This is a genomic window from Aeromonas lacus (genome assembly GCF_000764665.1).
GTDB lineage: Bacteria > Pseudomonadota > Gammaproteobacteria > Enterobacterales > Aeromonadaceae > Aeromonas > Aeromonas lacus.
This window is the reverse complement of the sequence record NZ_JRGM01000144.1, coordinates 22,841-48,775: the sequence shown is the minus strand read 5'-3', so window position 1 is coordinate 48,775 and position 25,935 is coordinate 22,841. Positions and strand designations below refer to the sequence as shown.

At 57.6% G+C, this 25,935-nt stretch carries 26 protein-coding genes and 3 tRNA genes; 14 read left to right on the top strand and 15 right to left on the bottom strand.

Annotated features, from left to right (window positions below):
- Positions 1 to 154: 154 nt before the first annotated feature.
- The 6 genes from LG31_RS0114580 to LG31_RS0114555 all read right to left on the bottom strand — a co-directional run bounded on the left by LG31_RS0114580 (position 155) and on the right by LG31_RS0114555 (position 5,582).
- Positions 155 to 547, bottom strand: a complete 393-nt coding sequence (locus tag LG31_RS0114580) for an MAPEG family protein (RefSeq protein ID WP_033115179.1) — start codon at positions 545 to 547, stop codon at positions 155 to 157.
- A gap of 34 nt (positions 548 to 581) precedes the next feature.
- Positions 582 to 1,556, bottom strand: a complete 975-nt coding sequence (gene hemH / locus LG31_RS0114575; RefSeq protein WP_033115178.1) for a ferrochelatase — start codon at positions 1,554 to 1,556, stop codon at positions 582 to 584.
- Positions 1,557 to 1,654: 98 nt separating this feature from the next.
- Positions 1,655 to 2,299: an adenylate kinase gene (gene adk, locus LG31_RS0114570; RefSeq protein ID WP_033115177.1), complete on the bottom strand. Its 645-nt coding sequence runs from the start codon at positions 2,297 to 2,299 to the stop codon at positions 1,655 to 1,657.
- 298 nt (positions 2,300 to 2,597) lie between these two features.
- Complete coding sequence (miaE, locus tag LG31_RS0114565; RefSeq protein ID WP_033115176.1) at positions 2,598 to 3,356, bottom strand: tRNA isopentenyl-2-thiomethyl-A-37 hydroxylase MiaE; 759 nt, start codon at positions 3,354 to 3,356, stop codon at positions 2,598 to 2,600.
- A 195-nt stretch (positions 3,357 to 3,551) separates the two neighbouring features.
- Entirely contained in the window at positions 3,552 to 5,072 is a 1,521-nt protein-coding gene (purF, locus tag LG31_RS0114560; RefSeq protein ID WP_033115175.1) for an amidophosphoribosyltransferase, read from the bottom strand.
- 21 nt (positions 5,073 to 5,093) lie between these two features.
- Positions 5,094 to 5,582: a CvpA family protein gene (locus LG31_RS0114555; protein ID WP_033115174.1), complete on the bottom strand. Its 489-nt coding sequence runs from the start codon at positions 5,580 to 5,582 to the stop codon at positions 5,094 to 5,096.
- A gap of 8 nt (positions 5,583 to 5,590) precedes the next feature.
- On the opposite strand from LG31_RS0114555, the gene LG31_RS21285 reads away from it, so the two are divergent.
- Positions 5,591 to 5,767, top strand: coding sequence for a hypothetical protein (locus LG31_RS21285; RefSeq protein WP_161785988.1), 177 nt, complete (start codon positions 5,591 to 5,593; stop codon positions 5,765 to 5,767).
- A 2-nt stretch (positions 5,768 to 5,769) separates the two neighbouring features.
- Here the strand turns inward: LG31_RS21285 and serS are convergent, their stop codons facing one another.
- The 5 genes from serS to lrp all read right to left on the bottom strand — a co-directional run bounded on the left by serS (position 5,770) and on the right by lrp (position 12,591).
- Positions 5,770 to 7,065, bottom strand: coding sequence for a serine--tRNA ligase (gene serS, locus LG31_RS0114550; RefSeq protein ID WP_033115173.1), 1,296 nt, complete (start codon positions 7,063 to 7,065; stop codon positions 5,770 to 5,772).
- A 289-nt stretch (positions 7,066 to 7,354) separates the two neighbouring features.
- Positions 7,355 to 8,692, bottom strand: coding sequence for a replication-associated recombination protein A (locus LG31_RS0114545; protein ID WP_033115172.1), 1,338 nt, complete (start codon positions 8,690 to 8,692; stop codon positions 7,355 to 7,357).
- Entirely contained in the window at positions 8,692 to 9,300 is a 609-nt protein-coding gene (lolA, locus tag LG31_RS0114540; RefSeq protein ID WP_033115213.1) for an outer membrane lipoprotein periplasmic chaperone LolA, read from the bottom strand. The genes LG31_RS0114545 and lolA overlap by 1 nt, the downstream gene beginning before the upstream one ends.
- Before the next feature lie 80 nt (positions 9,301 to 9,380).
- Positions 9,381 to 11,897, bottom strand: coding sequence for a DNA translocase FtsK (locus LG31_RS0114535; protein ID WP_033115171.1), 2,517 nt, complete (start codon positions 11,895 to 11,897; stop codon positions 9,381 to 9,383).
- Between the two features lie 202 nt (positions 11,898 to 12,099).
- Positions 12,100 to 12,591: a leucine-responsive transcriptional regulator Lrp gene (lrp, locus tag LG31_RS0114530; protein WP_005300047.1), complete on the bottom strand. Its 492-nt coding sequence runs from the start codon at positions 12,589 to 12,591 to the stop codon at positions 12,100 to 12,102.
- Positions 12,592 to 12,741: 150 nt separating this feature from the next.
- Here lrp and ald point away from each other — a divergent pair, with 150 nt between their 5' ends.
- The 3 genes from ald to LG31_RS0114515 all read left to right on the top strand — a co-directional run bounded on the left by ald (position 12,742) and on the right by LG31_RS0114515 (position 16,315).
- On the top strand, positions 12,742 to 13,857 hold the full coding sequence (ald, locus tag LG31_RS0114525) for an alanine dehydrogenase (protein ID WP_033115170.1): 1,116 nt from the start codon (positions 12,742 to 12,744) through the stop codon (positions 13,855 to 13,857).
- A 197-nt stretch (positions 13,858 to 14,054) separates the two neighbouring features.
- Positions 14,055 to 15,005: a thioredoxin-disulfide reductase gene (gene trxB / locus LG31_RS0114520; protein WP_005346409.1), complete on the top strand. Its 951-nt coding sequence runs from the start codon at positions 14,055 to 14,057 to the stop codon at positions 15,003 to 15,005.
- 62 nt (positions 15,006 to 15,067) lie between these two features.
- Positions 15,068 to 16,315, top strand: a complete 1,248-nt coding sequence (locus LG31_RS0114515; protein ID WP_033115169.1) for a diguanylate cyclase — start codon at positions 15,068 to 15,070, stop codon at positions 16,313 to 16,315.
- A gap of 99 nt (positions 16,316 to 16,414) precedes the next feature.
- Here the strand turns inward: LG31_RS0114515 and LG31_RS0114510 are convergent, their stop codons facing one another.
- A complete protein-coding gene (locus LG31_RS0114510) occupies positions 16,415 to 16,885 on the bottom strand; it encodes an outer membrane lipoprotein (RefSeq protein ID WP_033115168.1) in 471 nt (156 codons plus the stop codon).
- Positions 16,886 to 16,904: 19 nt separating this feature from the next.
- Here LG31_RS0114510 and aat point away from each other — a divergent pair, with 19 nt between their 5' ends.
- The 3 genes from aat (at position 16,905) to infA (ending at position 18,612) form a co-directional block, all read left to right on the top strand.
- Positions 16,905 to 17,612, top strand: coding sequence for a leucyl/phenylalanyl-tRNA--protein transferase (gene aat, locus LG31_RS0114505; RefSeq protein WP_033115167.1), 708 nt, complete (start codon positions 16,905 to 16,907; stop codon positions 17,610 to 17,612).
- On the top strand, positions 17,609 to 18,325 hold the full coding sequence (locus tag LG31_RS0114500; RefSeq protein ID WP_033115166.1) for an arginyltransferase: 717 nt from the start codon (positions 17,609 to 17,611) through the stop codon (positions 18,323 to 18,325). The genes aat and LG31_RS0114500 overlap by 4 nt, the downstream gene beginning before the upstream one ends.
- Positions 18,326 to 18,393: 68 nt before the next feature.
- On the top strand, positions 18,394 to 18,612 hold the full coding sequence (gene infA, locus LG31_RS0114495; RefSeq protein WP_005300033.1) for a translation initiation factor IF-1: 219 nt from the start codon (positions 18,394 to 18,396) through the stop codon (positions 18,610 to 18,612).
- A gap of 68 nt (positions 18,613 to 18,680) precedes the next feature.
- Here infA and clpA read toward each other — a convergent pair whose 3' ends face one another.
- Positions 18,681 to 20,933, bottom strand: coding sequence for an ATP-dependent Clp protease ATP-binding subunit ClpA (gene clpA / locus LG31_RS0114490; protein WP_033115165.1), 2,253 nt, complete (start codon positions 20,931 to 20,933; stop codon positions 18,681 to 18,683).
- Positions 20,934 to 20,992: 59 nt separating this feature from the next.
- Positions 20,993 to 21,310, bottom strand: coding sequence for an ATP-dependent Clp protease adapter ClpS (gene clpS / locus LG31_RS0114485; protein ID WP_005337111.1), 318 nt, complete (start codon positions 21,308 to 21,310; stop codon positions 20,993 to 20,995).
- A gap of 229 nt (positions 21,311 to 21,539) precedes the next feature.
- Between clpS and cspD the strand changes: the two genes are divergently transcribed.
- Positions 21,540 to 21,758: a cold shock-like protein CspD gene (gene cspD, locus LG31_RS0114480; RefSeq protein ID WP_033115164.1), complete on the top strand. Its 219-nt coding sequence runs from the start codon at positions 21,540 to 21,542 to the stop codon at positions 21,756 to 21,758.
- Positions 21,759 to 21,869: 111 nt separating this feature from the next.
- Here the strand turns inward: cspD and folD are convergent, their stop codons facing one another.
- Positions 21,870 to 22,724, bottom strand: coding sequence for a bifunctional methylenetetrahydrofolate dehydrogenase/methenyltetrahydrofolate cyclohydrolase FolD (folD, locus tag LG31_RS0114475; protein WP_033115163.1), 855 nt, complete (start codon positions 22,722 to 22,724; stop codon positions 21,870 to 21,872).
- 222 nt (positions 22,725 to 22,946) lie between these two features.
- Between folD and LG31_RS0114470 the strand changes: the two genes are divergently transcribed.
- The 6 genes from LG31_RS0114470 to LG31_RS0114445 all read left to right on the top strand — a co-directional run bounded on the left by LG31_RS0114470 (position 22,947) and on the right by LG31_RS0114445 (position 25,867).
- Positions 22,947 to 23,023: transfer RNA gene (locus LG31_RS0114470), tRNA-Pro, on the top strand.
- Between the two features lie 36 nt (positions 23,024 to 23,059).
- Positions 23,060 to 23,136, top strand: a tRNA-Arg gene (locus tag LG31_RS0114465).
- A 42-nt stretch (positions 23,137 to 23,178) separates the two neighbouring features.
- Positions 23,179 to 23,254: transfer RNA gene (locus LG31_RS0114460), tRNA-His, on the top strand.
- A 318-nt stretch (positions 23,255 to 23,572) separates the two neighbouring features.
- On the top strand, positions 23,573 to 24,286 hold the full coding sequence (gene rstA / locus LG31_RS0114455) for a two-component system response regulator RstA (RefSeq protein WP_033115162.1): 714 nt from the start codon (positions 23,573 to 23,575) through the stop codon (positions 24,284 to 24,286).
- Between the two features lie 21 nt (positions 24,287 to 24,307).
- The gene (gene rstB, locus LG31_RS0114450; RefSeq protein ID WP_033115161.1) at positions 24,308 to 25,633 is read left to right on the top strand and encodes a two-component system sensor histidine kinase RstB; all 1,326 of its coding nucleotides are present in this window, start codon (positions 24,308 to 24,310) and stop codon (positions 25,631 to 25,633) included.
- 54 nt (positions 25,634 to 25,687) lie between these two features.
- The gene (locus LG31_RS0114445) at positions 25,688 to 25,867 is read left to right on the top strand and encodes a hypothetical protein (RefSeq protein ID WP_033115160.1); all 180 of its coding nucleotides are present in this window, start codon (positions 25,688 to 25,690) and stop codon (positions 25,865 to 25,867) included.
- Positions 25,868 to 25,935: the final 68 nt, after the last annotated feature.

Sequence of the window (25,935 nt, the reverse complement as noted above, 5' to 3'; positions counted from 1 at the left end):
GGGATTTTAACACAATCTGTCGCACCGAAAAGTCGCTCTGTTTAAATAATGGAGTCAGTATAGACAAGGGTTGCGAGGAAAAACGTTTGCTCTTTAACCACAAAAAAACCACCCGAAAGCGGGTGGTTTTTGACACGCGATTCAGAGGGATAATTCACCCGTTGAGCAAGCCGTGAAAAAGGGTCAACCCTGAGAACAGTGCGAGGGATAGCCAGAACAGCAAGGTGCCAACGAAACGGGGCACATTGGGAGCTCGCGGGATCTGGATGCCAATGGCATGCAGTACGCGACCGGCCAGCAGCATGATGCCGCCGGCATGCAGCAAGAGTGCGCTGTCACCGGCCATTTCACTCAAGGCCATCAGCAACAGGGTCAGCGGTACATACTCGGCAAAGTTGCCGTGAGCCCGGATCGCCGCCAACAACTCAGGGGCTTCCCCCTGCCCTATCATCACCCCGAACTGGGCACGGCGTCTGACCACCCAGAAGGAGAGCCCCAAAAACAGCAGCCCCAGCAGGCCTGCGTAAATCAGCGTGATATGCACCATAAGACGACTCCTTGTTTGACTGGCTGCCGGCCACTCATGCCAATTCGCGGCAAATGAGCGAGACCATCATCCTGATGTGGGCCTGATCGCTGTTGAGGGCCGGAATATATTCAAACCGCTCGCCACCGGCCTCCATGAAGATCTCTCGGTTCTGTACCTGAATTTCCTCAAGGGTTTCAAGGCAGTCGGCGGCAAAGGCGGGGCAAATCACATCGAGCCGCTTAATCCCGGTAGCCGGCAGGCCCGCAATGGTCACGTCGGTGTAGGGCTTCAGCCACTCCTCCTTGCCAAAGCGGGACTGGAAGCTGGCCGTCCACTGCCCTGCCTCCAGCCCGAGCGCCTCGGCCAGCAGCGTGGCAGTATGGCGACACTGGTGGCCATAGGGATCCCCTTCGTTCTCATAGCGCTCGGGAATACCGTGAAACGACATCAGCAGATGTTCGCCCCTGCCATGCTGCTCCCAGTGGCGACGCACGCTCATCGCCAGCGCCTGAATGTACTCGGGGTGGGCATGGTAATCGCGAATGAGCCGCACCACAGGCAGGTTGCGCTCATGCTTCATCGCCCGGCCCCAGGCATCGAACACGGATGCCGTGGTACTGACCGAATATTGCGGATAGAGCGGCAACAGGATCACCCGGTTGACCCCCTTGGCCTTGAGTGCCTGCCACCCCTCCTCCAGAGAAGGGGAACCATAGGTCATGGCGAGCTCGACCGGTACATCGACCCCTTCACGCTTGAGCTCCTGCTCCAGCGCTGCCCGCTGCTGTTTGCTGATCACCATCAGTGGCGAACCCTGCTCGGTCCACACCTGCTGATAGAGCTTTGCCACCTTGGGCGAGCGGGTTGGCAGAATGATGAAGTGGAGCAACGGGCACCAGAGGTAGCGTGGCAGATCGACGACCCGGGGATCGTGCAGGAACTGGCTGAGAAACGCTTTGACGGCGGTGGTGGTGGGGGCGGCTGGGGTACCCAGATTGACCAGCAAGATTCCGGTTTTCGTGGTCACATTGGCTTCCTGTCTATCTGTCATGATGCAAAAAAGGGCCCGCTGGGCCCTTTTTATCATTTGCCTGATGGCCCAGGGGACTGTGCCGGCAGTAACGCTCAGCCCAGAATGGCGGCAAGCTGCTTGCTGACCAGATCAACCGGCTGGGTGCCATCGATCTTGACGTAACGGGTATTGCCCGCTTCCGCCTCTTTGCCATAGAAGCCGATGAGCGGAGCAGTCTGCTGATGGTACACATCCAGACGCTTGCGCACTGTGGTCTCTTCGTCGTCGGCACGGATCACCAGATCTTCGCCAGTCACGTCATCTTTGCCTTCCACTTTCGGCGGGTTGAACACCACGTGGTAGGTACGACCGGAGCCGGAGTGAACACGACGGCCGCTCATGCGCTTGACGATCTCTTCGTCCGGCACATCGAACTCCAGCACGAAATCAACGTTGACGCCGGCATCCTTCATGGCTTGCGCCTGAGGAATAGTGCGCGGGAAACCGTCCAACAGGAAGCCTTTGGCACAATCCGGCTGAGCAATGCGCTCCTTGACCAGACCGATGATGATGTCGTCAGAGACCAGCTGACCTGCGTCCATCACGGCTTTGGCCTTCAGACCGAGCTCGGTGCCCGCTTTGATCGCCGCACGCAGCATGTCGCCGGTGGAGATCTGGGGAATACCGTGTTTTTCCATGATGAACTGAGCCTGGGTACCTTTGCCGGCGCCCGGAGCCCCCAACAGAACAATGCGCATACACGCTCCTATTGATTGGTTATTCAAATCTTGCGAAGGCAAAAAAGTACACGGTTTCGCCCGTTTCTACAAGCTCGCGCCGCCTGAATGGCCACTTTATCGCCATAAAAAACGGAGGCACGGCGCCACATAAATTGGCGGGCGCACGGGAAAAATGAGTGAAAATTCAACAGAGGTGCTGACAATGAACTAAAGCGGAGGATAAAAAAATCCCGGCTCAAGGCCGGGAATTGCGCTCAAAAGTAACTACTTGTCGCTCGTAGTAGGAACAGGGCAATAGTAGTTGGCCCCCTGTACGTCAACAACTGTCAGATGTGACAGGGAGGCCGCTATGAAACCGGAACTGGGGATCTGGCGACGAGATAAGCTCGGCTTCCAGCTTGCCAAAGTAGGCGACCCGTTCGCTGATGTCCTCCCCCGCATACTGCGCGGCCAGCGCGAGGTAATCCTGATAGTGACGCGCCTCGGAGCGCAGCAGGGAGACGTAGAAGCGGCCCAGCTCCTCATCCAGATGGGGGGCAAGCTTGGCAAAACGCTCGCAGGAGCGCGCCTCGATATAGGCACCGATGATCATCTTGTCGACAATGGTGGCGGGCTCATGGGTGCGCACATGCTGCATCAGTTCCCGGGCATAGCGAGAAGCGGTGACCGGACCGTACTCGATGCCGCGAGCCTGCATGATCTCCAGCACCTGCTCGAAGTGGTGCAACTCCTCCTGAATGAGTCGCACCATGGGAAATAGCAGCGGATTGCGCTCCAGCTCGGCAAAGACCGAGCGATCAGACTCGCCCATGGTGCGCTTGCCCAAGATCTCGGCCTTCTCCGGAATGGCGTCCAGCTCGCGATAAAACTCCAGTTTGGGCAGCAGATGACGCTTGCCCTTGGGCAGACAGTAGCGGCGTACCAGGCTGTGAGCGGTAAGTGCAGCCTTGGTTTCACAGTTGGCGTGATCGATAAGCAGGGTTGGCAAACGGGCCGGATCCCGCGCCATCTCTACCCACTCGTCAGGGGTTTCACACTGCAAGAACTGGCGCACGGGGGCTAGCAGATCATCCATCTGAACTCTCGTTAAAGGCGTATGAGAAAAGTGGCCCTATGCTAGCGGATCAGCCGTTGCATGCCCATATCTGGCAAGATAAGCGCTGTTTTTTCAAACAGATGCCATCTCTCCCCTTTCGTCATCTCCCAGCAAAAACAACAATGGGAGCCAAGGCTCCCATTGCGTTATGCACACCAGCCAGAAGGAAAACGTTTAACTACCTTCGTTAAAAATTTCCAGATTGCTGGTCCCTTCCTGCCACTCGCGCACAGCCTTGCTGTCGTCGCTGCGCAGGGCATTGAGGTGGTCAAGGTAGGATTGATCCACATCGGAAGTGACATAGTGGCCGTTGAACACCGAGGTCTCGAAGTGGCGCAGCTCGGGGTTGATCTCCCGCACCGCCGCTTCCAGATCTTCCAGATCCTGGAAGATGAGGCCATCAGCGCCAATAAGCTTGCACACCTCTTCCACTTCGCGACCGTGGGCGATCAGCTCGTTGGCGGTGGGCATGTCGATACCGTAGACGTTGGGGAAGCGAATTTCCGGCGCTGCCGAAGCGAAGTAGACCTTGGCAGCCCCTGCTTCACGGGCCATCTGGATAATCTGTTCCGAGGTGGTACCCCGTACGATGGAGTCATCCACCAGCAACACCTTCTTGCCCTTGAACTCGGAGCTGATGGCGTTGAGCTTGCGGCGTACCGACTTCTTGCGCTGGGTCTGGCCCGGCATGATGAAGGTGCGGCCGATATAGCGGTTTTTCACGAAGCCCTGACGGTACGGCAGATCCAGGGTGTGGGCGATCTCCAGCGCCACGTCGCAGGAGGTCTCGGGGATGGGGATGACCACGTCCACATCGAGATCTTCCCACTCGCGGGCAATCTTCTGACCCAGCTTGCGACCCATATTGAGACGGGCGGCGTAGACCGACACCTTGTCGATGCACGAATCGGGACGGGCAAAATAGACATATTCGAAGATGCACGAGCTCATCTGCGGGTTCTCCGCACACTGCTCGGAGAAGAGCTGGCCCTGCTCGGTGATGTAGATGGCCTCGCCCGGCGCGATGTCACGCACCGTCTCGAAACCGATGGCATCGAGCGCCACGCTCTCGGAGGCGAGCATGTACTCCACCTGCCCCTGCTCATCCTGACGACGACCAAGCACCAGCGGGCGAATGCCGTTGGGATCACGGAACCCGATGAGGCCGTGGCCAATGACCAGCGCCACCACGGCATAGGCACCGCGGATCTGCTGATGGGTCTTGCGCACTGCAGCGAAGATATCCGCGGGCGCCAGCGCCATCTTGTCACAGCGGTCCAGCTCGTGAGCCAGCACGTTCAACAGCACTTCGGAATCCGAAGTGGTGTTGATGTGACGGCGCGCGACACGGAACTGCTGCTCCTTGAGCTCCTTGGCGTTGGTCAGGTTGCCGTTGTGGGCAAGCACGATCCCGTAAGGAGAGTTGACATAAAAAGGTTGGGCTTCTGCGGCACTGGAGCTGCCTGCGGTGGGATATCTGACATGACCGATGCCGATGTTCCCTTGCAGGCGCTGCATGTGGCGCACTTCAAACACGTCCTTGACCAGACCATTGGCCTTGCGTTGCCGGAAGTTCCCACTGTCAATGGTCACAATCCCGGCGGCATCCTGTCCCCTGTGCTGCAACACCGTCAAGGCGTCGTAGAGGGCCTGATTGACGGGAGTGGTGCCTACTATACCGACAATACCACACATGTATTTGCTACCTCGAAGTCGCTATACCTGTTTAAGAAAACTCGAAGAGTTCAGCATGAACCCGAAAAACCACTGGATCACCGGCTTGAACTCCGGCACCAGCTTGGATGCCGCCCACCAGTCACTCTGGGAGAGGCTGGTGAAGGTATCCATGAAGAAAAGCAGGGCACTGACGATCAGTACCCCGCGAATTGCGCCGAAGCAGACCCCTAGCACCCGATCGGTACCGGAGAGCCCCGTCTTGTCCACCAGCAGACCCACCACATAGTTCACCACGCTGCCCAGGATCAGGGTTGCCACGAACAGGGCCGCGATGGCCAGACCATTGCGCACCAGCGCATCGGAGAAAGAGGTAAAATAGGCGGCGAGATCAGGATAGAAGTGGCTGGCAATAAAGAAGGCAACGAACCAGGTGACGAGAGACATGGCCTCTTTGACGAAGCCGCGCACCAGGCTGATGAGAGCAGAAAAACCGACGATGCCGATGATGGCGTAATCAATCCAGACCATAGAAAAAGATGTCCTGCGAAATTGCGGCGCAGTCTAACAAAAACGATTGCGCATTGCTTGATAAAAATGTGTTAACTGTTCAAAGCAGCGCCGAAAAGCCGCTTTTTTTCAGCACTAAAACGGTTGCCCGGCACCAGAATGCACAACGCCATGGCGATGCCATGGCGTTGTGGTCAGCAGCGTGAACTTACCCGATGTGGGTCAGGCCGCCCATGTAGGATTGCAGTGCAGCCGGGATGGCGATGCGGCCATCTGCCTGCTGGTAGTTCTCGATCACGGCGACCAGAGTACGGCCTACAGCCAGACCGGAGCCATTCAGGGTGTGAATGAGCTGCGGCTTGCCATCGACACGTACGCGAGCCTGCATACGGCGCGCCTGGAAGTCGGTGCAGTTGGAGACAGAGGAGATCTCGCGGTAGGTGTTCTGGGCCGGCAACCACACTTCCAGATCGTAGGTCTTGGCAGCGCAGAAGCCCATGTCACCGGTAGAGAGCGCCATCACGCGATACGGCAGCTCCAGCAGTTGCAGCACCTTCTCGGCGTGACCCACCATCTCTTCCAGCGCTTCCCAGGATTTCTCCGGGTGAACCAGCTGTACCATTTCGACCTTGTCGAACTGGTGCATACGGATGAGGCCACGGGTATCACGACCGTAAGAGCCTGCTTCGGAACGGAAGCACGGGCTGTGAGCGGTCATCTTGATCGGCAGTTCCTGCTCTTCAAAGATCTCGTCGCGCCCCATGTTGGTGAGCGGCACTTCGGAAGTCGGGATCAGGGAGAACTTGCGCACCTTGCCCTCTTCTTCCCCTTCCCCGTCAATACCGGTATTGAACAGATCCTGGGAGAACTTCGGCAGCTGGCCGGTACCGTACAGGCTGTCCGGATTGACCAGATAAGGCACGTAGCACTCGGTGTAACCGTGCTGCAGGGTGTGCAGATCCAGCATGAACTGGGCCAGAGCGCGGTGCAGACGGGCAATCTGGCCCTTCATTACCACGAAACGGGAACCGGAAAGCTTGACGCCGTTCTTGAAATCAACGCCCTTGGCCGCTTCACCGAGATCGATGTGATCGCGTACCGGGAAGTCGAAGTGACGCGGGGTACCCCAGCGGCGCACTTCCACGTTGTCGTTTTCGTCACGACCAACCGGGGTGGTTTCGCTCGGCAGGTTGGGGATGGCGTCGGCAATGGTTTTCAGCTCGGCCAGCAGGGCATCCAGCTCAACCTTGCTGGTCTCCAGCTCGTCGTTGATCTTGGTCACTTCAGCCTTGAGCGGGGCAACATCTTCACCGCGACGGGCAGCCTCACCGATGGACTTGGAGCGGGCGTTGCGCTCGGCCTGCAGCTCCTGAGTACGGGACTGCAGATCCTTGCGCTTCTCTTCCAGAGCATTGACAGCCGCTACGTCAAGAGCGTAGCCACGTGTCGCCAGACGAGCGGCAGCTTCGTCGATGTCGCTGCGCAGATATTTGGGATCCAGCATGGGTTACCTACTTTTTGTAAAAGGGATCTGGGCCTGAGTCATCATGACGGGCGGGAAAACAGATCCGGAAGTTAACATCGGTTGGCGCCCCCGTCGTTTTGAGAGTCAGGCCTTCGAAATCAAGAAGATGGTATCAGGCCGAAACCAACGGGGTCAGAGGGGCAGTGTAGCAGACCGCCCCCCTGCCCGAACAGGGACTATTTGGCTCGTTTTTGCCAACTTGTGGGGTCAAACACCCCAATTATTACGGTGTCTGACCAATTTTCATTCTGCTGACAAAAATGGGTGGCTATCGGCCCCGTTTTTGCGGGCTCTGTCGATCCAGCTCATGGAGATAATCGAGCTTCTGGCCGATCTGTTTTTCAAGACCACGATCGGTCGGCTGATAGTACTGCTTGCCGGCAAGCTCGGGCGGGAAATACTCCTCGCCTGCGGCGTAAGCGCCCGGTTCGTCGTGGGCGTAACGATACTCGGCACCATAGCCCAGATCGCTCATCAGCCGGGTCGGCGCATTGCGCAGGTGCACCGGAACCTCGAAGTCGGGCAGGTTTTTGGCATCATTGAGCGCCGCCTTCCAGGCGGTGTAGACCGCATTGCTCTTGGGCGCACAGGCGAGGTAGACGATCGCTTGGGCGATGGCCCGCTCCCCTTCCGCCGGTCCGATGCGGTGGAAACAATCCCAGGCAGATAGCGCCACCTGCATGGCACGGGGATCGGCATTGCCCACATCTTCCGAGGCAATCGCCAGCAAGCGGCGGGCAATATAGAGCGGATCGCAGCCGGCACTCACCATACGGGCATACCAGTAGAGCGCCGCATCCGGCGCCGAGCCGCGAATGGATTTGTGTACCGCCGAGATGAGGTCGTAGAAGTGATCCCCCCCCTTGTCGAAGCGGGCCACATGTTCCCCCGCAACGGCGGCGAGCAGCGCGCTGTCGATAAGCTTGTGGCCGCTGCCATCAAGCTCGGCCATGTCAGCCAGCAGCTCCAGATAGTTGAGGGATTTTCGCCCGTCACCATCCACCGCCTTGGCCAGTGCCTCTTTAACGCCGGGGGCAAAGGCAAGGGCCGGATCATTGAGGCCGCGGGGATCCTGCATCGCCTGATCGATCATGGCGAGGATGTCCTCCTCCTCCAGTCGCTTGAGCAGATAGACCCGGGCCCGGGAGAGCAGCGCGTTGTTGAGTTCGAACGAGGGGTTCTCGGTGGTGGCGCCGATGAAGGTGATGGTGCCATCTTCGATGTGGGGCAGGAACACATCCTGCTGGCTCTTGTTGAAGCGGTGAACCTCGTCCACGAAGAGGATGGTACGCACTCCGCGCCAGCTGTTCTCTTTGGCCTTGTCGATGGCGGCGCGGATCTCCTTGATGCCGGAGGTGACCGCCGAGAGTCGCTCCACTTCCGCCTGACAGTAGTGAGCCATCAGCTCCGCCAAAGTGGTCTTGCCGGTACCCGGTGGCCCCCACAGGATCATCGAGTGGCAGTGACCCGCCAGGATCGCTTTGCGCAGGGGCTTGTCAGGCCCCAGGATATGCTGCTGACCTATGTACTGGTCGAGGTTTTGCGGCCGCATCCGGGCCGCAAGCGGACGAAAGTCCGACGAGAAATCCAGCGAGAGATTGCTCATCAGCGCTGATCATCCAGCTCGACCCCCTTCGGGATCTTGAAGACAAATTCATTGCCCTTGAGCACCGGCTTGCGGTTGAAGTTATTGAGGGTAAATTCGGTCCACTGTCCCTGTGCCTCTTTCACATCGAAGCGGCTGATGTTGTTGTCGCGATCGAAGGTGACACGGAAGGAGGCGATGAGTTCGCTCGGATCACGGCTGGTGACTGTGTAGACATCTCCCTGCTGGGTCACGTCGTAGTTCTTCCACAGCTTGTCGTCATTGCCGGTGATGAGCACGAAGGGAGTGTTGAGCACCGCATCCTTCAATTTAAGGGCGGTCACCTGCTCGACGAAGGGGTCATATACCCAGACATCCTTGCCATCGGCGACGATCAGGCTCTCGTCCGGCGCCGTGGTATGCCAGTTGAAATGGTTGGGGCGCTGCACCACCAGATCGCCGCTGGCGCGCTGCAGCTCCTTGCCCTTGCTGTCGTAGACAGTCTGGGAGAACTTGGCGGAGAAGAGGCTGACACTGGCCAGCTTCTGCTTGAGATCGCTGGCCGCGTCGGCCCACACCTGGCTGCTGGCAACCAGCAGCATGGATCCGATCAACAGCTGTTTTTTCATCATGCTTTTCATAACGACCATCTCGATAAAAGGCCACGCCCGTGAGGGGCATGGCCAGGATAACAGTAAAAGGGTGGGCCTTAGTCCCGCACCGGCGGCGGTGCCAGCACATCGCGCTGACCGTTGCCACCCGGGGCGCTCACAATGCCCTGATTTTCCATCTGCTCGATGAGACGAGCCGCCCGGTTGTAACCAATCTTGAACTTGCGCTGCACGCTGGAGGTCGAGCCACGGCGGGACTCCACCACGAAGGCGACCGCTTCGTCAAACAGGGGGTCGAGCTCTTCGTCGTCACTACCGCCATATTCGCCGCTGCCACCTTCACCGCCAGATTCGCCGGAGAGGATCTCGTCGATGTAGTTCGGCTCACCGCGCAGTTTCCAGTCCGCCACCACCTTGTGTACCTCGTGGTCATCGACAAAAGCGCCGTGCACCCGGGTCGGGTTGGAAGTACCGGCCGGCATGTAGAGCATGTCGCCCATGCCGAGCAGAGATTCAGCACCGCCCTGATCGATGATGGTACGGGAGTCGATCTTGCTCGACACCTGGAACGAGATACGGGTCGGGATGTTGGCCTTGATAAGACCGGTGATGACATCCACCGACGGACGCTGGGTCGCAAGGATAAGGTGAATACCGGCCGCCCGCGCTTTCTGGGCGATACGGGCGATGAGCTCTTCCACCTTCTTGCCGACGATCATCATCATGTCGGCGAACTCGTCCACTACCACCACGATATGGGGCAGCTTCTCCAGCTCCGGCGGCGTCTGATCCATGGAGTCGCCCGGACGCCACAGCGGATCCAGCAGGGGGTCCCCCTCCTCAATGGCCGCCAGTACCTTGTCGTTGTAGCCCTTGAGGTTGCGCACCCCGACTGCAGACATCAGCTTGTAGCGACGCTCCATCTCGCCCACACACCAGCGCAAGGCGTTGGCGGCATCCTTCATGTCGGTCACCACCTCGGTCAGGAGGTGCGGGATCCCTTCATAGACAGACAATTCCAGCATCTTGGGGTCGATCATGATAAAGCGCAGATCGTCCGGCGAAGATTTGTAGAGCATGGAGATGATCATGGTGTTCACCCCCACCGACTTACCGGAACCCGTGGTACCAGCCACCAGCAGGTGAGGCATCTTGGCGAGGTTCACCACCACCGGCTCACCGGCGATGTCCTGACCCAGCCCCATGGTGAGCGGGTTGCGGCTATCGCGGAACGCATCGCAGTCGAGGGTCTCGCGCAGGTAGACGGTCTGGCGCACCCGGTTGGGCAACTCGATCCCGACATAGGTTTTGCCCGGGATCACCTCGACTACCCGCACACTGCTCGCCGACAGAGAGCGGGCCAGATCGCGGGACAGGTTGGTGATCTTGCTCGCCTTCATGCCTGGCGCCAGATCCAGTTCAAAACGGGTAATGACCGGACCCGGATAGACGCCGACCACCTTGGCCTGCACGTTGTAATCGGCAAGCTTGGCCTCCACCAGACGGCCCATGCGATCCAGCTCATCCTTGCTCATCATCTGGGTCTTGGCAGGCGGACGATCCAGCAGCTCGAGGCTCGGCAGCGGTGGCAGATTGGCCTGCACGCGGCGCTTGGGCTTGGTCGGCATGGCGACGACAGGGGCAACCGGTGCATCCTCGCCCTCGGCCCACGGCAGGTCGAGATCTTCATCGTCCTCGTCATCGGCGACGGCAAGGGCGCTCTGGCGACGCGTGCTGGCAGGGGCTGGCCGTTTGGCCTTGACCACCGGCGCAGGTTCGTCATCCTCATCATCAAACTGCGGGTCAAACTCGAAGGTGTCGTCGTCCAGTTCAGGCAACCACTCCTCCTTGGAGCCTTTCTGGTTTTTGCATTTGGCGCGGCGACCCCAGTTGCTGTGGGGATCGTCCTCATCCTCTTCATCGAGTTCGATGGCGCCCACGCCCCCCTCAAGCAGGGGATCCGGTCCCTCAACGCGAGGCTGACGCCAGCCGCCGGTCAACCAACGACCCAGAGTGCCCGGGAAGTGATAGATGGCGCTAACAGAACCGGTACAGGCGGCACCGATGCGCTCGACGATGGTGAGCCAGGACCAGCCGGTAAACAGGGTGATGCCGGTCGCCACGAAGCAGAGCAGCATCAGGTTGGCACCCACCCCGCCAAACAGCGGTACCACGGCGGAGGCGATGACATCCCCCACCAGACCACCGGCGGAGAAGTTCTGCAGATCGTTGAAGTTCATGCTGGCGATGGCCGACATGCCGAGCACGGTCAGGATAAAGCCGATGATCCGCACCCCGAGGGTGAGGTAATCCACATCGAGCAGGCGGCTTGGCCGCCAGAACAGACTCCAGCCCAACAGCACCACCAGCGGCGGAACCAGATAGGAGAAGGCACCAAAGGTAAACATGGTGATATCGGCAAGCCAGGCGCCTGCGCTGCCGGCGAGGTTCTTGACCTCACCTTCCCACGAGGTCTGGGACCAACCGGGATCGGCGGGATGATAGGACAACAGGGCAAGCAGAAGATAAGCGGCCATCAGGGTGATGGCGATCAAGACGGCTTCGAAGATCCGTTGTGTACCTGACAAAGGAGTAAACAGCTTTTTATCGGCCAAACTCCGGCTCCTTTCTGAAAACATGTAATGCAGGAAATAAGGGGGCCTAGTATCCCCGAAAAGCCCATCGATTGTCAGCCTGTGCCTGATGGGACGGGGCCATATTTGCAATCATCTTTACAAGAAGAAACGAGCGGACCGGCCGCTCGTTTCTGACTGTCATGGTGTCTCATATGGAAAAGATACCACGGCATAATCTGCTTTATCGGGTGCTGATCACCAGACGGCTGCTCTGCTTGACCTCCTCCATCACCACGTAGGTACGGGTGTCATTGACCCCCGGCAAGCGCAGCAGGGTCTCACCCAGCAGGCGGCGATAAGCCGACATGTCGCTTACCCGGGTCTTGAGCAGGTAGTCGAAATCACCCGAGACCAGATGGCACTCCTGGATCTCCTCGAGCACCTGAACAGCCTTGTTGAACTGTTCAAACACATCGGGGGCACCACGGTTGAGGGTAATTTCCACAAAGACCAGCAGAGACGCATCCAGATAATGAGGGTTTAGAATCGCGGCATACCCTTCGATATAACCTTGTCGCTCGAGGCGACGAACCCGTTCCAGACACGGTGTAGGACTCAGGCCAACTCGTTTGGACAACTCAACATTCGAGATCCTGCCATCCTTTTGCAGTTCATTGAGAATGTTGCGGTCAATCCTGTCCAAATCCTTTAGCCGACTCTTAGCTTCCATCATTTTATTCCATCCTTTGGCTATTTTTTGGTAAGAATCACCATTCATTTTATAATTATGGTCACAAATCCTGTCAATACCTGAATATACTAGGCGCAAATGTTGGTTAACATTTTGGCAACATGAAACACCAATCGATAGACGAGGGATAGCATGATTATCGGTGTACCTAAAGAGATAAAAAACCATGAATATCGCGTAGGCATGGTTCCGGCCAGTGTACGTGAACTGACAGCACGAAACCATACTGTTTTCGTCCAAAGCGGTGCCGGAAACGGGATTGGCTTTAGCGACGCAGATTATACGGCTGCTGGTGCCGAAATTTTGGCCTCTGCCGCCGAGGTTTTCGCCAAGGCGGAGATGATCGTCAAGGTCAAGGAGCCCCAGCCTGTCGAGTGTGCCATGTTGCGACCGGGTCAGACCCTATTTACCTACCTCCATCTGGCACCGGATCTGCCACAAACCGAGGCCTTGCTGAAAAGTGGTGCCATCTGTATCGCCTATGAGACCGTCACCGACGGCCGTGGCGGTCTGCCCCTGCTGGCGCCCATGTCGGAAGTCGCGGGTCGCATGTCCATTCAGGCGGGCGCACAGGCGCTGGAGAAATCCCGCGGCGGTAGCGGTGTGCTGCTGGGCGGCGTACCCGGTGTCGAACCGGCCAAGGTGGTGATCATCGGTGGTGGCGTGGTTGGCTCCAACGCAGCTCGCATGGCCATCGGCATGCGCGCCGACGTGACCATCCTCGACAACAACGTCGATACCCTGCGCCGTCTCGACAACGAGTTTCAGGGGGCGGCCAAAGTGGTCTACTCCAACAGCGAAAGCCTGGAGCGCCATCTGCTGGCGGCCGATCTGGTCATCGGCGGCGTGCTGGTACCGGGCGCCACTGCGCCAAAACTTGTCAGCCGTGACCACATTGCGCGCATGAAGCCGGGCTCGGCTATCGTCGATGTGGCGATCGATCAGGGTGGCTGTGTGGCAACCTCGCACCCCACCACCCACGAAGATCCCACCTTCATCGTCGATGACGTGGTGCACTACTGCGTGGCCAACATGCCGGGGGCTGTGGCGCGTACCTCGACCGTGGCACTCAATAACGCCACCCTCCCCTTCATTATCAAGCTGGCCCAGCAAGGGTATCGTCAGGCGCTGCTGAGCGATCCCAACCTGCTGCACGGCCTCAACGTGATGGAGGGCAAGCTCACCTGCAAGGAGGTCGCCGTGGCTCATGGCCTTGCCTACACGGATCCCCTGACCCTGCTGAACTGATCTGCACTGGCCTGCGCCAGTTGGAGATGAGTGAAAATCCGCCCGCGATGGGCGGTTTTTTTATCTCTTTTATAGTGCTCGGCAAAACCGATCGTTGATGCGGGAAGGCGATTGAAACAATCGACTCACTGGCCTTTGACCCCGGATCACGAATTACCTACAATCGCGCAAACTCATCACGTCTCGGAAATCACATCATGAGCCAAGTCACTCACAGCAAATTGCTGATCCTGGGCTCCGGCCCGGCCGGTTACACCGCTGCCGTCTACGCCGCCCGCGCCAACCTCAATCCCCTGCTCATTACCGGTATGCAGCAAGGTGGCCAGCTGACCACCACCACCGAGGTAGAGAACTGGCCCGGCGATCCGGAAGGCCTGACCGGCCCGGCCCTGATGGAGCGCATGAAAGCCCACGCAGAGAAGTTCGATACGCGCATTCTGTTTGATCACATCAACAGCGTCGAACTGACCCAGCGCCCGTTCCGCCTCAAGGGCGACAACGGCGAATACACCTGCGATGCCCTGATCATCGCGACCGGCGCCTCCGCCAAATATCTGGGTCTTCCCTCTGAAGAGGCCTTCAAGGGTCGCGGCGTCTCCGCCTGCGCCACCTGCGACGGTTTCTTCTACCGCAATCAGGAAGTGGCCGTGATCGGCGGCGGCAACACTGCCGTGGAAGAGGCGCTCTATCTGGCCAACATCGCCAAAAAGGTGCACCTCATTCACCGTCGCGACGAGTTCCGCGCCGAGAAGATCCTGATCAAGCGTCTGCACGACAAGGTCGAGAGCGGCAACATCGTACTGCACACTCACCAGACCCTGGATGAAGTGCTGGGCGATCAGATGGGGGTTACCGGTGTGCGCCTGCGCAACACCCAGGACAACAGTACCAGCGAGCTGCCGCTGATGGGCGTCTTCATCGCCATCGGTCACCAGCCCAACACCCAGATCTTCGATGGCCAGCTGGAGATGCAAAACGGCTATTTGAAAGTACGTGGCGGCCTCGACGGTTTTGCTACCCAGACCAGCATTGAAGGTGTCTTTGCTGCTGGCGATGTGGCTGACCACAACTACCGTCAGGCCATCACCTCTGCCGGTACCGGCTGCATGGCTGCCCTCGATGCAGAACGCTATCTCGATGCGCAATAAATAAGCGCATATGTGATATAAGGCATACCAGTCGGTATGCCTTTTTTATTTGAAGGAGTCTAATGAAACAGAAGATATTGATTGTCGAAGATAGCCTGACGATCCGCCGTATGCTGACCCAGGCGATTGCCCAGCAGACCAGTCTGGAGATCGACGCCTTTGATACCCTCGAAGGCGCCCGTCACTGTCGGGGAGAGGAGTATGTGGTCGCCCTGGTGGACCTTACCTTGCCAGACGCACCTCGCGGAGAAGCGGTCAGCGTATTGCTGGAGCGCGGCTTGCCAGTGGTGATCCTCACCGCCGATATCAGCGAGGATAAACGTGCCGCCTGGCTGGAAACTGGTGTACTGGACTATGTAATGAAGGATTCGCGTCACTCGCTGCAATATGCGGTCAGCCTGGTGCACCGCCTCTATCTCAACCAGTCCATCGAAGTGCTGGTCGTCGATGATTCGCGCACTTCCCGCCACCGCACCATGGCCCAGTTGCGCAAGCAACTGCTGCAGGTGCACGAGGCGAGTCACGCGCGCGAAGCGATGGCGATGCTGGAGCAATACCCCGGCATCCGGCTGGCACTAGTCGACTACTATATGCCGGAGATCGATGGCATCAGTCTGGTGCGAATGCTGAGAGAGCGTTACAGCAAGCAGCAGCTGGCGATTATCGGGATCTCGGTCTCGGACAAACGCGGCCTCTCCGCTCGCTACCTCAAACAGGGGGCCAACGACTTTCTCAACCAGCCGTTCGAGCCGGAAGAGCTGCAGTGTCGGGTCAGCCACAATCTGGAGGCGCTCGAGCAGTTCAACAGCATTCAGGAGTCGGCCAATCGCGACTACCTGACCGGTCTTTACAACCGGCGCTACTGGTTCAATGAAGGGCAGAAATGGTTCGAGGAGCAGCAGCGGCTGCAGAGTACGCTTTCACTCTGTGTGCTCGATGTGGATCACTTCAAGCAGGTCAACGATCACTGGGGCCATGCCATCGGCGATCAGCTGCTCTGCCATCTGACCCGCCAGCTGACCCAGTTCTTCCCCGATGCCATGATCGCACGCTTTGGCGGCGAGGAGTTTGCCCTGATGGTGCCCCACTGCACCGTACCCGTGCTGCTCAAACGGCTGGAAGGGTTACGCCAGCAACTGCGCCAGCACCCCTTGTCACCGGATGTTCCGCTCTTTGTTCGCGCCAGCTATGGTGTGGTCAGTGTCGGGCGGGTATCCATGGACGAGGCGCTGAGCGAAGCGGATCGGCTCCTGTATCAGGCCAAGAACACCGGCCGTGACAAGATAGTCTCGCAAGAGAGCGCCATCTAATTCCCTGCGCAGTCCCGTGTATTACCGCCCGCAAGACTTTCTGCCAACCGGAAAGTCTGCGGGTTATCTCCCCTCTCTGCATCTCTTCCAGCAGTCGGCTTAAAACGTCTTGTCGACTCGCACGCCGTCATCAAAATAGAGAATGCGCACTTTATCACCGCTGCTGAAGACCATGGCGGGATCATAATCCTGGATCACATTGACCAGCCCGTTCTGCTCGTTGCGAATAAGCAGCTCGACCAGTTTGGTCTCCACTACCGTGTCGCCCGATTGATACTGCTGCGCCGCAGCGGCCCCAGCCAGTGCCCCGACAGCGGTGGCTATTTCACGGCCATGGCCGCCACCAAACTGATTGCCAAGCAAGCCGCCCAGTACTGCCCCACCCAGGGTTTTCCAGCCGGAACGCTCCGACTCCAGGATCTGGCGCTGGGTAATATTACGCACCGTTTCGACCTGGCCAAACACCACCTGATTGACCGGGCGGGCCGTGTTGCGCTGGTACACCTCGGCCCCGGCGGGCGCAGTGACAAAGCAGAGCAAGCTGGATACTATCAGGATAATGGCCTTCATCTATGAACCTCGTTGCCTTATGTCTCGCTATCTCACTCAATTGGATGATGAGCTCTGCTGGTTTCCCGACCCCTCGCATGCCCTGGAAGAGCCCAACGGTCTGCTGGCGATCGGCGGGGATCTCTCCCCTGCCAGATTGCTGGCAGCTTACCACAAGGGGATCTTCCCGTGGAACGAACCCCACCAGCCGACCCTGTGGTGGTCACCGGATCCGCGCGGCGTGATCCGCCCTGATCAGCTGCATGTGGGACGCACCTTGCAGAAGATTATCCGCCGAACCCCATTCGATATTTCCGTCAATCGCGCCTTTAATGAGGTAATCAATGCCTGCGCCGCGCCTCGTCGCACTGCCGATGGCACCTGGATCAGCCAACCCATGATCGAGGCCTACCAGCGGCTGCACCGTCTGGGTCATGCCCATTCGGTCGAGATCTGGCAAGAGGGAAAACTGCAGGCAGGCCTTTACGGCCTGTCGATTGGCCGGTTGTTCTGTGGTGAGTCCATGTTCAGCCATATCGATAACGGAGCCAAACTGGCCATGGTGGCACTCTGTCGCCACTTTGCCCGGCACGGAGGCGCCCTTGTCGACTGCCAGATGCAGAATCCGTTTCTGGCCACGCTGGGCATTGAGGAGTGGCCAAGAGCACGCTTTCTGGCCGAGCTGGCGCAACTTAGCCGCCAATCGCTATTGGATTCATGCTGGCAAGAGGGAGAGATCCGCTTATGACCGAAGAAGTGATCCTCAAGGTTGGGCTAACCCCCAAGCATCCCTGCAGTTATCTGGATCATGAGCAGGAGCAGTTGCTCGTTCTGATGGATCACAACCTGCTCAACGCCCACGGTTACGAACGCCTGCTGACCGCCGGATTTCGCCGCAGTGGCAACGACATCTATCGTCCCCACTGCCCCGCCTGTCATGCCTGCCAATCCTTGCGCATTCACAGCGAGCACTTCAGGCCCAGCCGGGGACAAAAGCGCATCCGCCAGCTCAACAGGGATATCGACATCGTCCTGAGCTACGATGACAAACCCGAGTATTACCAGCTTTATGAACGCTACATCAGCGAGCGCCATCAGGATGGCAGCATGTATCCCCCCAACCGCAAACAGTACCGCGGTTTTCTCCATTGCGACTGGATGCCGCCCCTCTATCTGGAAATGAGAAAGGAGGGTCGCCTTATTGGCGTAGCCACTACGGATCTGCTGCCCCACTCACTCAGCGCCATGTATACCTTCTTCGACCCCGATTATGCCGACCGCTCGCTCGGCACCTTTGCCATTCTGAGTCAGCTTGATCTGGCCAGGCGTACCGGACGAAGCTGGCTTTATCTCGGCTATCTGGTTGAGGCGTGCCGCAAGATGAATTACAAGCGCAATTACCTCCCTCACGAGGTGCTCATTCATGGAGAATGGAAAAATATCGACGGCAAGCCCGAGTAAACTTTACACATAGCCTTAAATCCGGCATGATCCAGCGGTTTTTTGTTGTGGCTTATCAAGAGGATTCAATGGCTAAAGAAGACAGTATTGAGATGCAGGGCACTATTCTCGAAACCCTGCCCAATACCATGTTCCGTGTGGAACTGGAGAATGGTCACGTGGTTATCGCTCATATTTCCGGCAAGATGCGCAAAAACTACATTCGTATCCTGACTGGAGACAAAGTAACGGTAGCACTGACTCCCTACGATCTCTCCAAGGGACGTATTGTTTTCCGCTCTCGCTAAGCCAGGAATTCAGCAAAAAACCCCAACCTGTCGGTTGGGGTTTTTTGTCGTTTTCTAATTACGGTTACTTAGTGGGAAACAGCTTCAACATTGACCTGAAAATCAAAGCTGAGGCTGTCATTTACCAGCTCAACCTTCACAATTCCCCCATCAACCAGTGAGCCGAACAGGATCTCGTTAGCCAACGGTTTCTTGAGGTGCTCCTGAATGACCCGACCCATAGGTCTGGCCCCCATGGCCCTGTCATACCCCTTCTCGGCCAACCAGTGACGGGCACGCTCGGATACTTCCAAAGACACTCCTTTTGCATCCAGCTGCACCTGCAACTCAACGATGAACTTGTCGACCACCTGGTGGATCACTGTCATGTCGAGATGGTTGAACCAGATGGTGTGATCAAGCCGGTTACGGAACTCCGGACTGAAGGTCTTGTTGATCACAGCCATGGCATCGTGGCTCAGATCCTGCTGCTGGAAACCAATCGACTTGCGCTGGGTCTCCTGTACACCGGCGTTGGTAGTCATTACCAGGATCACATTACGGAAATCCGCCTTGCGCCCGTTATTGTCAGTCAACGTACCGTTGTCCATCACCTGCAACAGCAGGTTGAATACGTCCGGGTGTGCTTTCTCTATCTCGTCAAGCAACACGACGGAATGAGGATGTTTGATCACCGCATCAGTCAGCAGACCCCCCTGCTCAAAACCAACATATCCGGGAGGCGCACCAATCAGACGTGAGACGGTGTGACGCTCCATATACTCGGACATGTCAAAGCGCAGCATCTCCACGCCCAGCGCCTTGCCAAGCTGTTGGGTGACCTCGGTCTTACCCACCCCGGTCGGGCCGGCGAAGAGGAAGCAACCCACCGGGCGACGCTCGTTACCCAAACCTGAGCGCGAGAGGCGAATAGCATCTGTCAGCACCTCAATGGCCTTGTCCTGACCAAAGACCACCATCTTCAGATTGCGCTCCAGGTTCTTCAGTACCTCTTTATCTGAAGAGGAGACTGATTTTTCCGGAATGCGGGCGATCTTGGCGACGATTGCTTCAATCTCCTGCACGTTGATCACTTTCTTGCGCTTGCTCGCCGGCAGCAACCGCTGGCCAGCCCCTGCCTCATCGATCACGTCGATTGCCTTGTCCGGCAAGTGACGATCGTTGATGTACTTGGCGGACAGCTCTGCCGCAGCGCGAATAGCCTTGGCGGTATAACGCACCCCATGGTGAGCCTCATAACGGCTCTTGAGGCCCATCAGAATACGAGTTGTGTCATCCACGGTCGGCTCGGTAATATCGATCTTCTGGAAACGACGAGCTAAAGCGCGGTCTTTTTCGAAGATCTGGGCATATTCCTGATAGGTAGTGGAGCCGACACAACGGAGCAAACCATTAGAGAGCAGCGGTTTGATAAGGTTTGCCGCATCCAGCTGACCACCGGATGCCGCACCGGCACCAATGATAGTGTGGATCTCGTCGATAAAGAGGATGGCCCCTTCCTGACGCTCAATCTGCTTGAGCAATACCTTGAGGCGTTTCTCGAAATCGCCGCGGTATTTGGTTCCTGCCAGCAGAGAGCCCATATCCAGCGAGTAGATGGTGCTACCGGCAATCACCTCGGGCACATCGCCCTTGACGATACGGTAAGCCAGACCTTCCGCAATGGCAGTCTTGCCCACACCCGCCTCCCCCACCAGCAGCGGATTGTTCTTGCGACGGCGGCAGAGCACTTGAATTGTACGATTAAGCTCCTGGTCACGACCGATCAGCGGATCGATGCGCCCTTCCAACACCAGCTGGTTCAGGTTGGTTGCAAAGCTCTCGATCTGGGCGGCGGAGACATCGTCGTCAGATTCCGGATTGTTATTGCTGACATCCGGTTTGCTGTCCTTGCGCACCCCATGGGAGAGGAAGTTCACCACATCGAGGCGGCTGATCTCGGCCTTTTTCAGGAAGTAAGCGGCCTGAGACTCCTGCTCGCTGAAAATGGCGACCAGTACATTGGCACCACTGACTTCGGTATTGCCAGAGGATTGCACATGGAAGACGGCACGTTGCAGTACGCGCTGGAAGCCCAAGGTCGGCTGGGTTTCCCGATCTTCGTCATCGCGCGGAATAAGCGGGGTTGTTTGAGTGATGAATGCGCGGATCTCCTTGCGCATCTGCTCGACATCGGCACCACAGGAGCTCAGCGCCTCATGGGCTGAGCTGTTATCCAGAAGGGCTAACAACAGGTGCTCGACAGTCATGAACTCATGGCGCTCGTCACGAGCCAGTTTGAAAGCCTCGTTCAGCGTCTTTTCCAGATCTTTATTCAACATAGGCACCTCCCCTAGTACAGCTACAATGTGGTGTCACACTCGCCATCAAGTCATCAGATTCAAGCCTTTTCCATAGTGCATAGCAGTGGATGTTCGTTGTTACGTGCATAGGTGTTGACTTGGACAACCTTGGTTTCGGCGATCTCTGCGGTAAACATGCCGCAGACACCCTTACCACTATAATGCACACTCAGCATGACCTGAGTCGCCTTGTCCAAATCCATACCAAAGAACTTTTGCAGCACCTCCACCACGAACTCCATCGGGGTGTAGTCATCGTTGTTCAGCACAACTTTATACATGGGTGGTGGCTGCAGCTTTGTTTTCTCTGCTTCTGCAATCTCTTCATTAGCAAAGAGTTCTTTCTGCTTGCTCATAATCGCGCTTTGGTACCTCTAGATTACTACCGTCTCACACAAGCTTGTCAATAGACTTGTTAACCAGATCACATCAGTTGTTAACAACTTCTTGACTCGCTCAAAAGTTAGACTAGATTGGTTACTTGCTAATCTGTGCCCGTCTGCTATGGGCTCATGTCCCTAGTTATAATGGGCTGGCGCAGGTTACTCAACGACTTCTGGGTAATCAATAAAAGGATGTAGAAGTATGGCAACCGGCACAGTTAAGTGGTTTAACAACGCAAAAGGATTTGGGTTTATCTGTCCGGAAGGGGGTGGTGAAGATATCTTTGCTCACTACTCCACCATTCAAATGGAGGGCTACAAGACCCTGAAAGCGGGTCAGGCAGTCCACTTTGAGTTGCAACAGGGGCCGAAAGGAAATCACGCCTCCGTCATTGTGCCGAACGAAGCACAAAATATATAAACGAAAACCCGTTGGATAAATAAAAAACCGGTTCCTCTCTGAGCAACCGGTTTTTTATTTTCATTTATGTGACTCGCCTGGCATTAGCTACGAACACACTATTGTCACGCTTTAGTCATGGTACTCGTTGCAGGCTATCAGGGTATTTTCCATCAGACTGGCAACCGTCATAGGGCCAACACCACCGGGAACCGGGGTGATGAAAGAGGCATGACTGCGCGCCGTCTCAAACTCCACGTCCCCAACCAGCGAGCCATCAGCCAGGCGATTGATGCCCACATCAATTACCAGTGCCCCCGGTTTGATCCACTCGCCAGGTATGAAGTTGGGCTTGCCGACTGCGACAACCAGCAGATCGGCACGGCGTACCTGATCTTCCAGATCCCGGGTAAAGCGGTGACAAGTCGTGGTCGTGCAGCCCGCCAGCAACAATTCGAGGGTCATGGGACGCCCCACTATGTTGGAAGCCCCCACTACGACCGCATGCAAGCCGTGAGTCTTGACACCCGTGGTTTCAATCAGCGTCATGATCCCTTTCGGGGTGCAGGGGCGCAGCGCAGGAATGCGCTGTGCAAGACGGCCCACGTTGTACGGATGAAAACCGTCCACGTCCTTGTCAGGAAGGATCCGCTCCAGCACCAGAGTGGTATCGAAGTGGTCCGGCAACGGCAACTGAACGAGGATCCCGTCTACGGTCGGATCATCATTCAGCTGATCGATCAACGCCAGCAACTCAGCCTGACTTGCCGTTGCACTCAAGTCATATGAGCGAGAGTGAAAACCGACTTCTTCACAAGCCCGGCGTTTGCTGCCGACATAAACCTGAGAGGCAGGATCCGCCCCCACCAGAATGACTGCCAGCCCTGGAGCCCGTTTCCCTGCTGCCAACCGCTGTTGGACCTGTGCCGCGACCTGGCTGCGAATCGTTTGCGCAACCTGTTTTCCATCTATGATTTTGGCAGACATCGTTCTCCACTCACCATGTGTTCAACTGCCGCGCATTGTCGCATTTTTTTAGCCGGGATGTTAGCGTCCAAGAGAGGTCTGGCCTGCAACGGGCAATAAGTAGGCACTTGAATTTACTGGGGGAAAAATACGTTGACGCTGGCTCTTTTGCTTGGTTATGATGCCGCCCCGTTGCCCAGTACGGCTCATGTCGTTATGCTGGCACGTCGAAAGCAACAATTTCGGTGATTAGCGCAGTCCGGTAGCGCATCTGGTTTGGGACCAGAGGGTCAAAGGTTCGAATCCTTTATCACCGACCAAGTTTATCGATTTGCCACTCAGGCGGGTCGAGAAAAGCGCCCTTAGCTCAGTCGGATAGAGCAACGGCCTTCTAAGCCGTGGGTCGCAGGTTCGAATCCTGCAGGGCGCGCCATTGATTCTCAAGTATGTTGAAGGATCAATGCAGTTTTCAGTGGTGGCTGTAGCTCAGTTGGTAGAGTCCCGGATTGTGATTCCGGTTGTCGTGGGTTCGAGCCCCATCAGCCACCCCATTATTCCGTCGTTTGGCACAAAGCGGCCAATACGGCAAGATACAAGCCTTCTGGCTTGTCAAGAAACCGGCCCAAGCCGGTTTTTTTGTTTCTGCACCGCCATTTTCTACGTTTATATCCGCGCATTTCTTATCGCACTGCGCCCTGAGTGGCTGAAATGCTAATGGCCCAGTGCCTCATCATTGCTCCGCCACCCGGCTATCGCTCTTATCCTCGCGCTCCCCATATAACCCTCCCTCGTTCTTTTTCTGTATTTCCCAGGCGGCATTGATATGCTGACAGCTCCTCTTTTCTCCTGCTTCCGGTTGGAGCTTTTCTATGCAACGCATTCTTTTTGTTGAAGATGATCCCGAGATTGGCCAGCTCATCAGCAGCTGGCTTGGCCGTCACGATATAGAAGTGATCCTCGAACCCAGAGGCGATATGGCACTGGCCCGGGTCGAGGCCGAACAACCGGATCTGGTACTGCTCGATATCATGCTGCCGGGACAGGATGGTATGTCCCTCTGTCGGGATCTGCGGCCACGCTTTGATGGCCCCATCGTGATGCTCACTTCGCTCGATAGCGACATGAACCAGATCCTGAGCCTGGAGCTGGGTGCCAACGACTACATCCTCAAGACCACCCCCCCCCCCGTTCTGCTGGCCAGATTGCGGGTGCAGTTCCGCCAGCATCAGCAAGTCGCAGCGCAGCCGGTCGCCGCCGCCGGCAGTGTGCCGCAGCAGTTGCAATTTGGCCGTCTGCTGGTCGACGGACCGGGGCGAGATGTGCGTCTCGATGGCGAGAGCATTGCCCTCTCGACTGCCGATTTTGATCTGTTGTGGGAGCTTGCCAGCCACGCCGGCCAGATCCTGGGGCGGGAAGCCCTGTTCCGCAGCCTGCGCGGGCGAGAGTATGACGGTCAGGATCGCAGCATGGATGTGGCCATCTCCCGCCTGCGCCGCAAACTGGGCGATAACCCTGACAACCCGACGCGGATCAAAACGGTGCGCCAGAAGGGCTACCTCTTCGTCCCCCACGCCTGGGAATAGCCTTAATCAGGGAGCACCACCATGCGCCGTCTCTTTATCCAGTTCTACCTGTTGCTGATCGGCTGTTTCACCCTGGCCATCCTGCTGGTTGGCGTGGTCTATCAGGTCACCGCCGAGCGAGCTGGCGACCGCTATCTTGAGCGGATGATGCAGGGATCCCTTGGCCTGCTGACCGACGAGCTGGCCAGAATTCCGCCCGAGCGCTGGCCAGATCGGCTGGCCGAGCAGAGCAGCCAGTTCACCCTCCCCCTCAAGGTCGGCAAGCTCGCCCATCAGCCCCTTGCCAGCGAGGATCAGGCATTTCTTGCCGCCGGCAACATCGTCATCGTCGAGGAGGATGACACCTTCCTGCAACGGATCCCCGATACCGATCAGGTGCTGATTGTCGGCCCGGTGCCCTATCTCTCCTACCTGCACGAACTGCACTGGGTCGATGTGGGGCTGCTGCTGATCATTGGTCTCTCTCTCGGGCTGCCCATCTTGCTCTGGCTGCGACCCCACTGGCGCGGTTTGCTGCAACTGGAACAAACGGCGCGCCGGGTAGGCGATGGCGATCTCTCCTGCCGCACCAACCTGCCACCGGGCAGCAGTCTGGCCCGGGTGGGACGTACCTTCGATCAGATGACCGCCCAGCTGCAAGCCATGCTCACCAGCCGCAAGCAGCTGACCGATGCCATCGCCCACGAGCTGCGTACCCCGCTGGTCAGATTGCGCTATCGGCTTGCCATGCTCGATCCTGCCCCTGCCGCAGAAGAGCAGCTGGCGCTGGAGCGGGATCTGGGGGCACTGGACTCCCTTATCGAAGAGATGCTGACCTACGCCAAGCTGGATCGACCGGAGCTGCCGCTGCAGCGGGACGAGCTGGAGCTGGGCAGCTGGGCAGAGCATCACCTCGGCGACTGGCAGGCGTTGCGGCCGGAGAAACACCTGACCCTCGCGCTGCCTCCCATCAAGATGCCCTGGTGCGGCGATCATCGCCTGCTGACACGCGCCGTCGAGAACCTCATCGGCAATGCCCTGCGCTACGCCGAGAGCGAGGTTACCCTCTCCATCTCGCGCTTGCAGGAGAACTATCTGCTGGAGGTGAGCGACGACGGGCCGGGTATCGACCCCGCACTGGCACACCAGATCTTCGAGCCGTTCGTGCGCCTTGATCAGAGTCGGGATCGCCGTACCGGCGGCACCGGGCTGGGGCTTGCCATTGTGCGCAGCATAGCGCTCCACCATGGCGGTGATGTGGCGTTGCTTCCCGCCGGCAAGGGAGCCCGCTTCTGCCTCACCCTCCCTGTACATTTGGATACAAACCGTCACCAAGTGCTCACTGAAGTACCGCGGTCAGCGTCATAGGATGAAGCCATGGAGAAATGCTCCATACCACCAATCCGAATAAGGAAATTGACCATGAAAAAAATCATCCCCCTGACTCTGGCCGCCGTTTTCGCCCTGACTTCCGGTTTCACCATGGCTGCTACCCCGACCAAAACTGCCGCTCCGCAAGCGACCCAGACCAAGGTTGTGAAAAAGCACCATAAAACCGCTCACAAAGCGCCGTCCGTCAAAGTCGCGCCGAAAACCAAGTAATCGCCTCTGACCCTTGAGTGACGACCAGACCGTCAATCTGTGCATAACAGAACAAGAGTAAAGCGGAG

Excerpts from the sequence above, each read along its gene's own strand:
- LG31_RS0114580 (WP_033115179.1), bottom strand. The coding sequence starts at position 547 with ATGGTGCATATCACGCTGATTTACGCAGGCCTGCTGGGGCTGCTGTTT.
- adk (WP_033115177.1), bottom strand. The coding sequence starts at position 2,299 with ATGCGCATTGTTCTGTTGGGGGCTCCGGGCGCCGGCAAAGGTACCCAG.
- miaE (WP_033115176.1), bottom strand. The coding sequence starts at position 3,356 with ATGGATGATCTGCTAGCCCCCGTGCGCCAGTTCTTGCAGTGTGAAACC.
- purF (WP_033115175.1), bottom strand. The coding sequence starts at position 5,072 with ATGTGTGGTATTGTCGGTATAGTAGGCACCACTCCCGTCAATCAGGCC.
- LG31_RS0114555 (WP_033115174.1), bottom strand. The coding sequence starts at position 5,582 with ATGGTCTGGATTGATTACGCCATCATCGGCATCGTCGGTTTTTCTGCT.
- LG31_RS21285 (WP_161785988.1), top strand. The coding sequence starts at position 5,591 with ATGTCCTGCGAAATTGCGGCGCAGTCTAACAAAAACGATTGCGCATTG.
- serS (WP_033115173.1), bottom strand. The coding sequence starts at position 7,065 with ATGCTGGATCCCAAATATCTGCGCAGCGACATCGACGAAGCTGCCGCT.
- LG31_RS0114545 (WP_033115172.1), bottom strand. The coding sequence starts at position 8,692 with ATGAGCAATCTCTCGCTGGATTTCTCGTCGGACTTTCGTCCGCTTGCG.
- lolA (WP_033115213.1), bottom strand. The coding sequence starts at position 9,300 with ATGAAAAAACAGCTGTTGATCGGATCCATGCTGCTGGTTGCCAGCAGC.
- lrp (WP_005300047.1), bottom strand. The coding sequence starts at position 12,591 with ATGATGGAAGCTAAGAGTCGGCTAAAGGATTTGGACAGGATTGACCGC.
- ald (WP_033115170.1), top strand. The coding sequence starts at position 12,742 with ATGATTATCGGTGTACCTAAAGAGATAAAAAACCATGAATATCGCGTA.
- trxB (WP_005346409.1), top strand. The coding sequence starts at position 14,055 with ATGAGCCAAGTCACTCACAGCAAATTGCTGATCCTGGGCTCCGGCCCG.
- LG31_RS0114515 (WP_033115169.1), top strand. The coding sequence starts at position 15,068 with ATGAAACAGAAGATATTGATTGTCGAAGATAGCCTGACGATCCGCCGT.
- LG31_RS0114510 (WP_033115168.1), bottom strand. The coding sequence starts at position 16,885 with ATGAAGGCCATTATCCTGATAGTATCCAGCTTGCTCTGCTTTGTCACT.
- aat (WP_033115167.1), top strand. The coding sequence starts at position 16,905 with ATGTCTCGCTATCTCACTCAATTGGATGATGAGCTCTGCTGGTTTCCC.
- LG31_RS0114500 (WP_033115166.1), top strand. The coding sequence starts at position 17,609 with ATGACCGAAGAAGTGATCCTCAAGGTTGGGCTAACCCCCAAGCATCCC.
- infA (WP_005300033.1), top strand. The coding sequence starts at position 18,394 with ATGGCTAAAGAAGACAGTATTGAGATGCAGGGCACTATTCTCGAAACC.
- clpA (WP_033115165.1), bottom strand. The coding sequence starts at position 20,933 with ATGTTGAATAAAGATCTGGAAAAGACGCTGAACGAGGCTTTCAAACTG.
- clpS (WP_005337111.1), bottom strand. The coding sequence starts at position 21,310 with ATGAGCAAGCAGAAAGAACTCTTTGCTAATGAAGAGATTGCAGAAGCA.
- cspD (WP_033115164.1), top strand. The coding sequence starts at position 21,540 with ATGGCAACCGGCACAGTTAAGTGGTTTAACAACGCAAAAGGATTTGGG.
- folD (WP_033115163.1), bottom strand. The coding sequence starts at position 22,724 with ATGTCTGCCAAAATCATAGATGGAAAACAGGTTGCGCAAACGATTCGC.
- rstA (WP_033115162.1), top strand. The coding sequence starts at position 23,573 with ATGCAACGCATTCTTTTTGTTGAAGATGATCCCGAGATTGGCCAGCTC.
- rstB (WP_033115161.1), top strand. The coding sequence starts at position 24,308 with ATGCGCCGTCTCTTTATCCAGTTCTACCTGTTGCTGATCGGCTGTTTC.
- LG31_RS0114445 (WP_033115160.1), top strand. The coding sequence starts at position 25,688 with ATGAAAAAAATCATCCCCCTGACTCTGGCCGCCGTTTTCGCCCTGACT.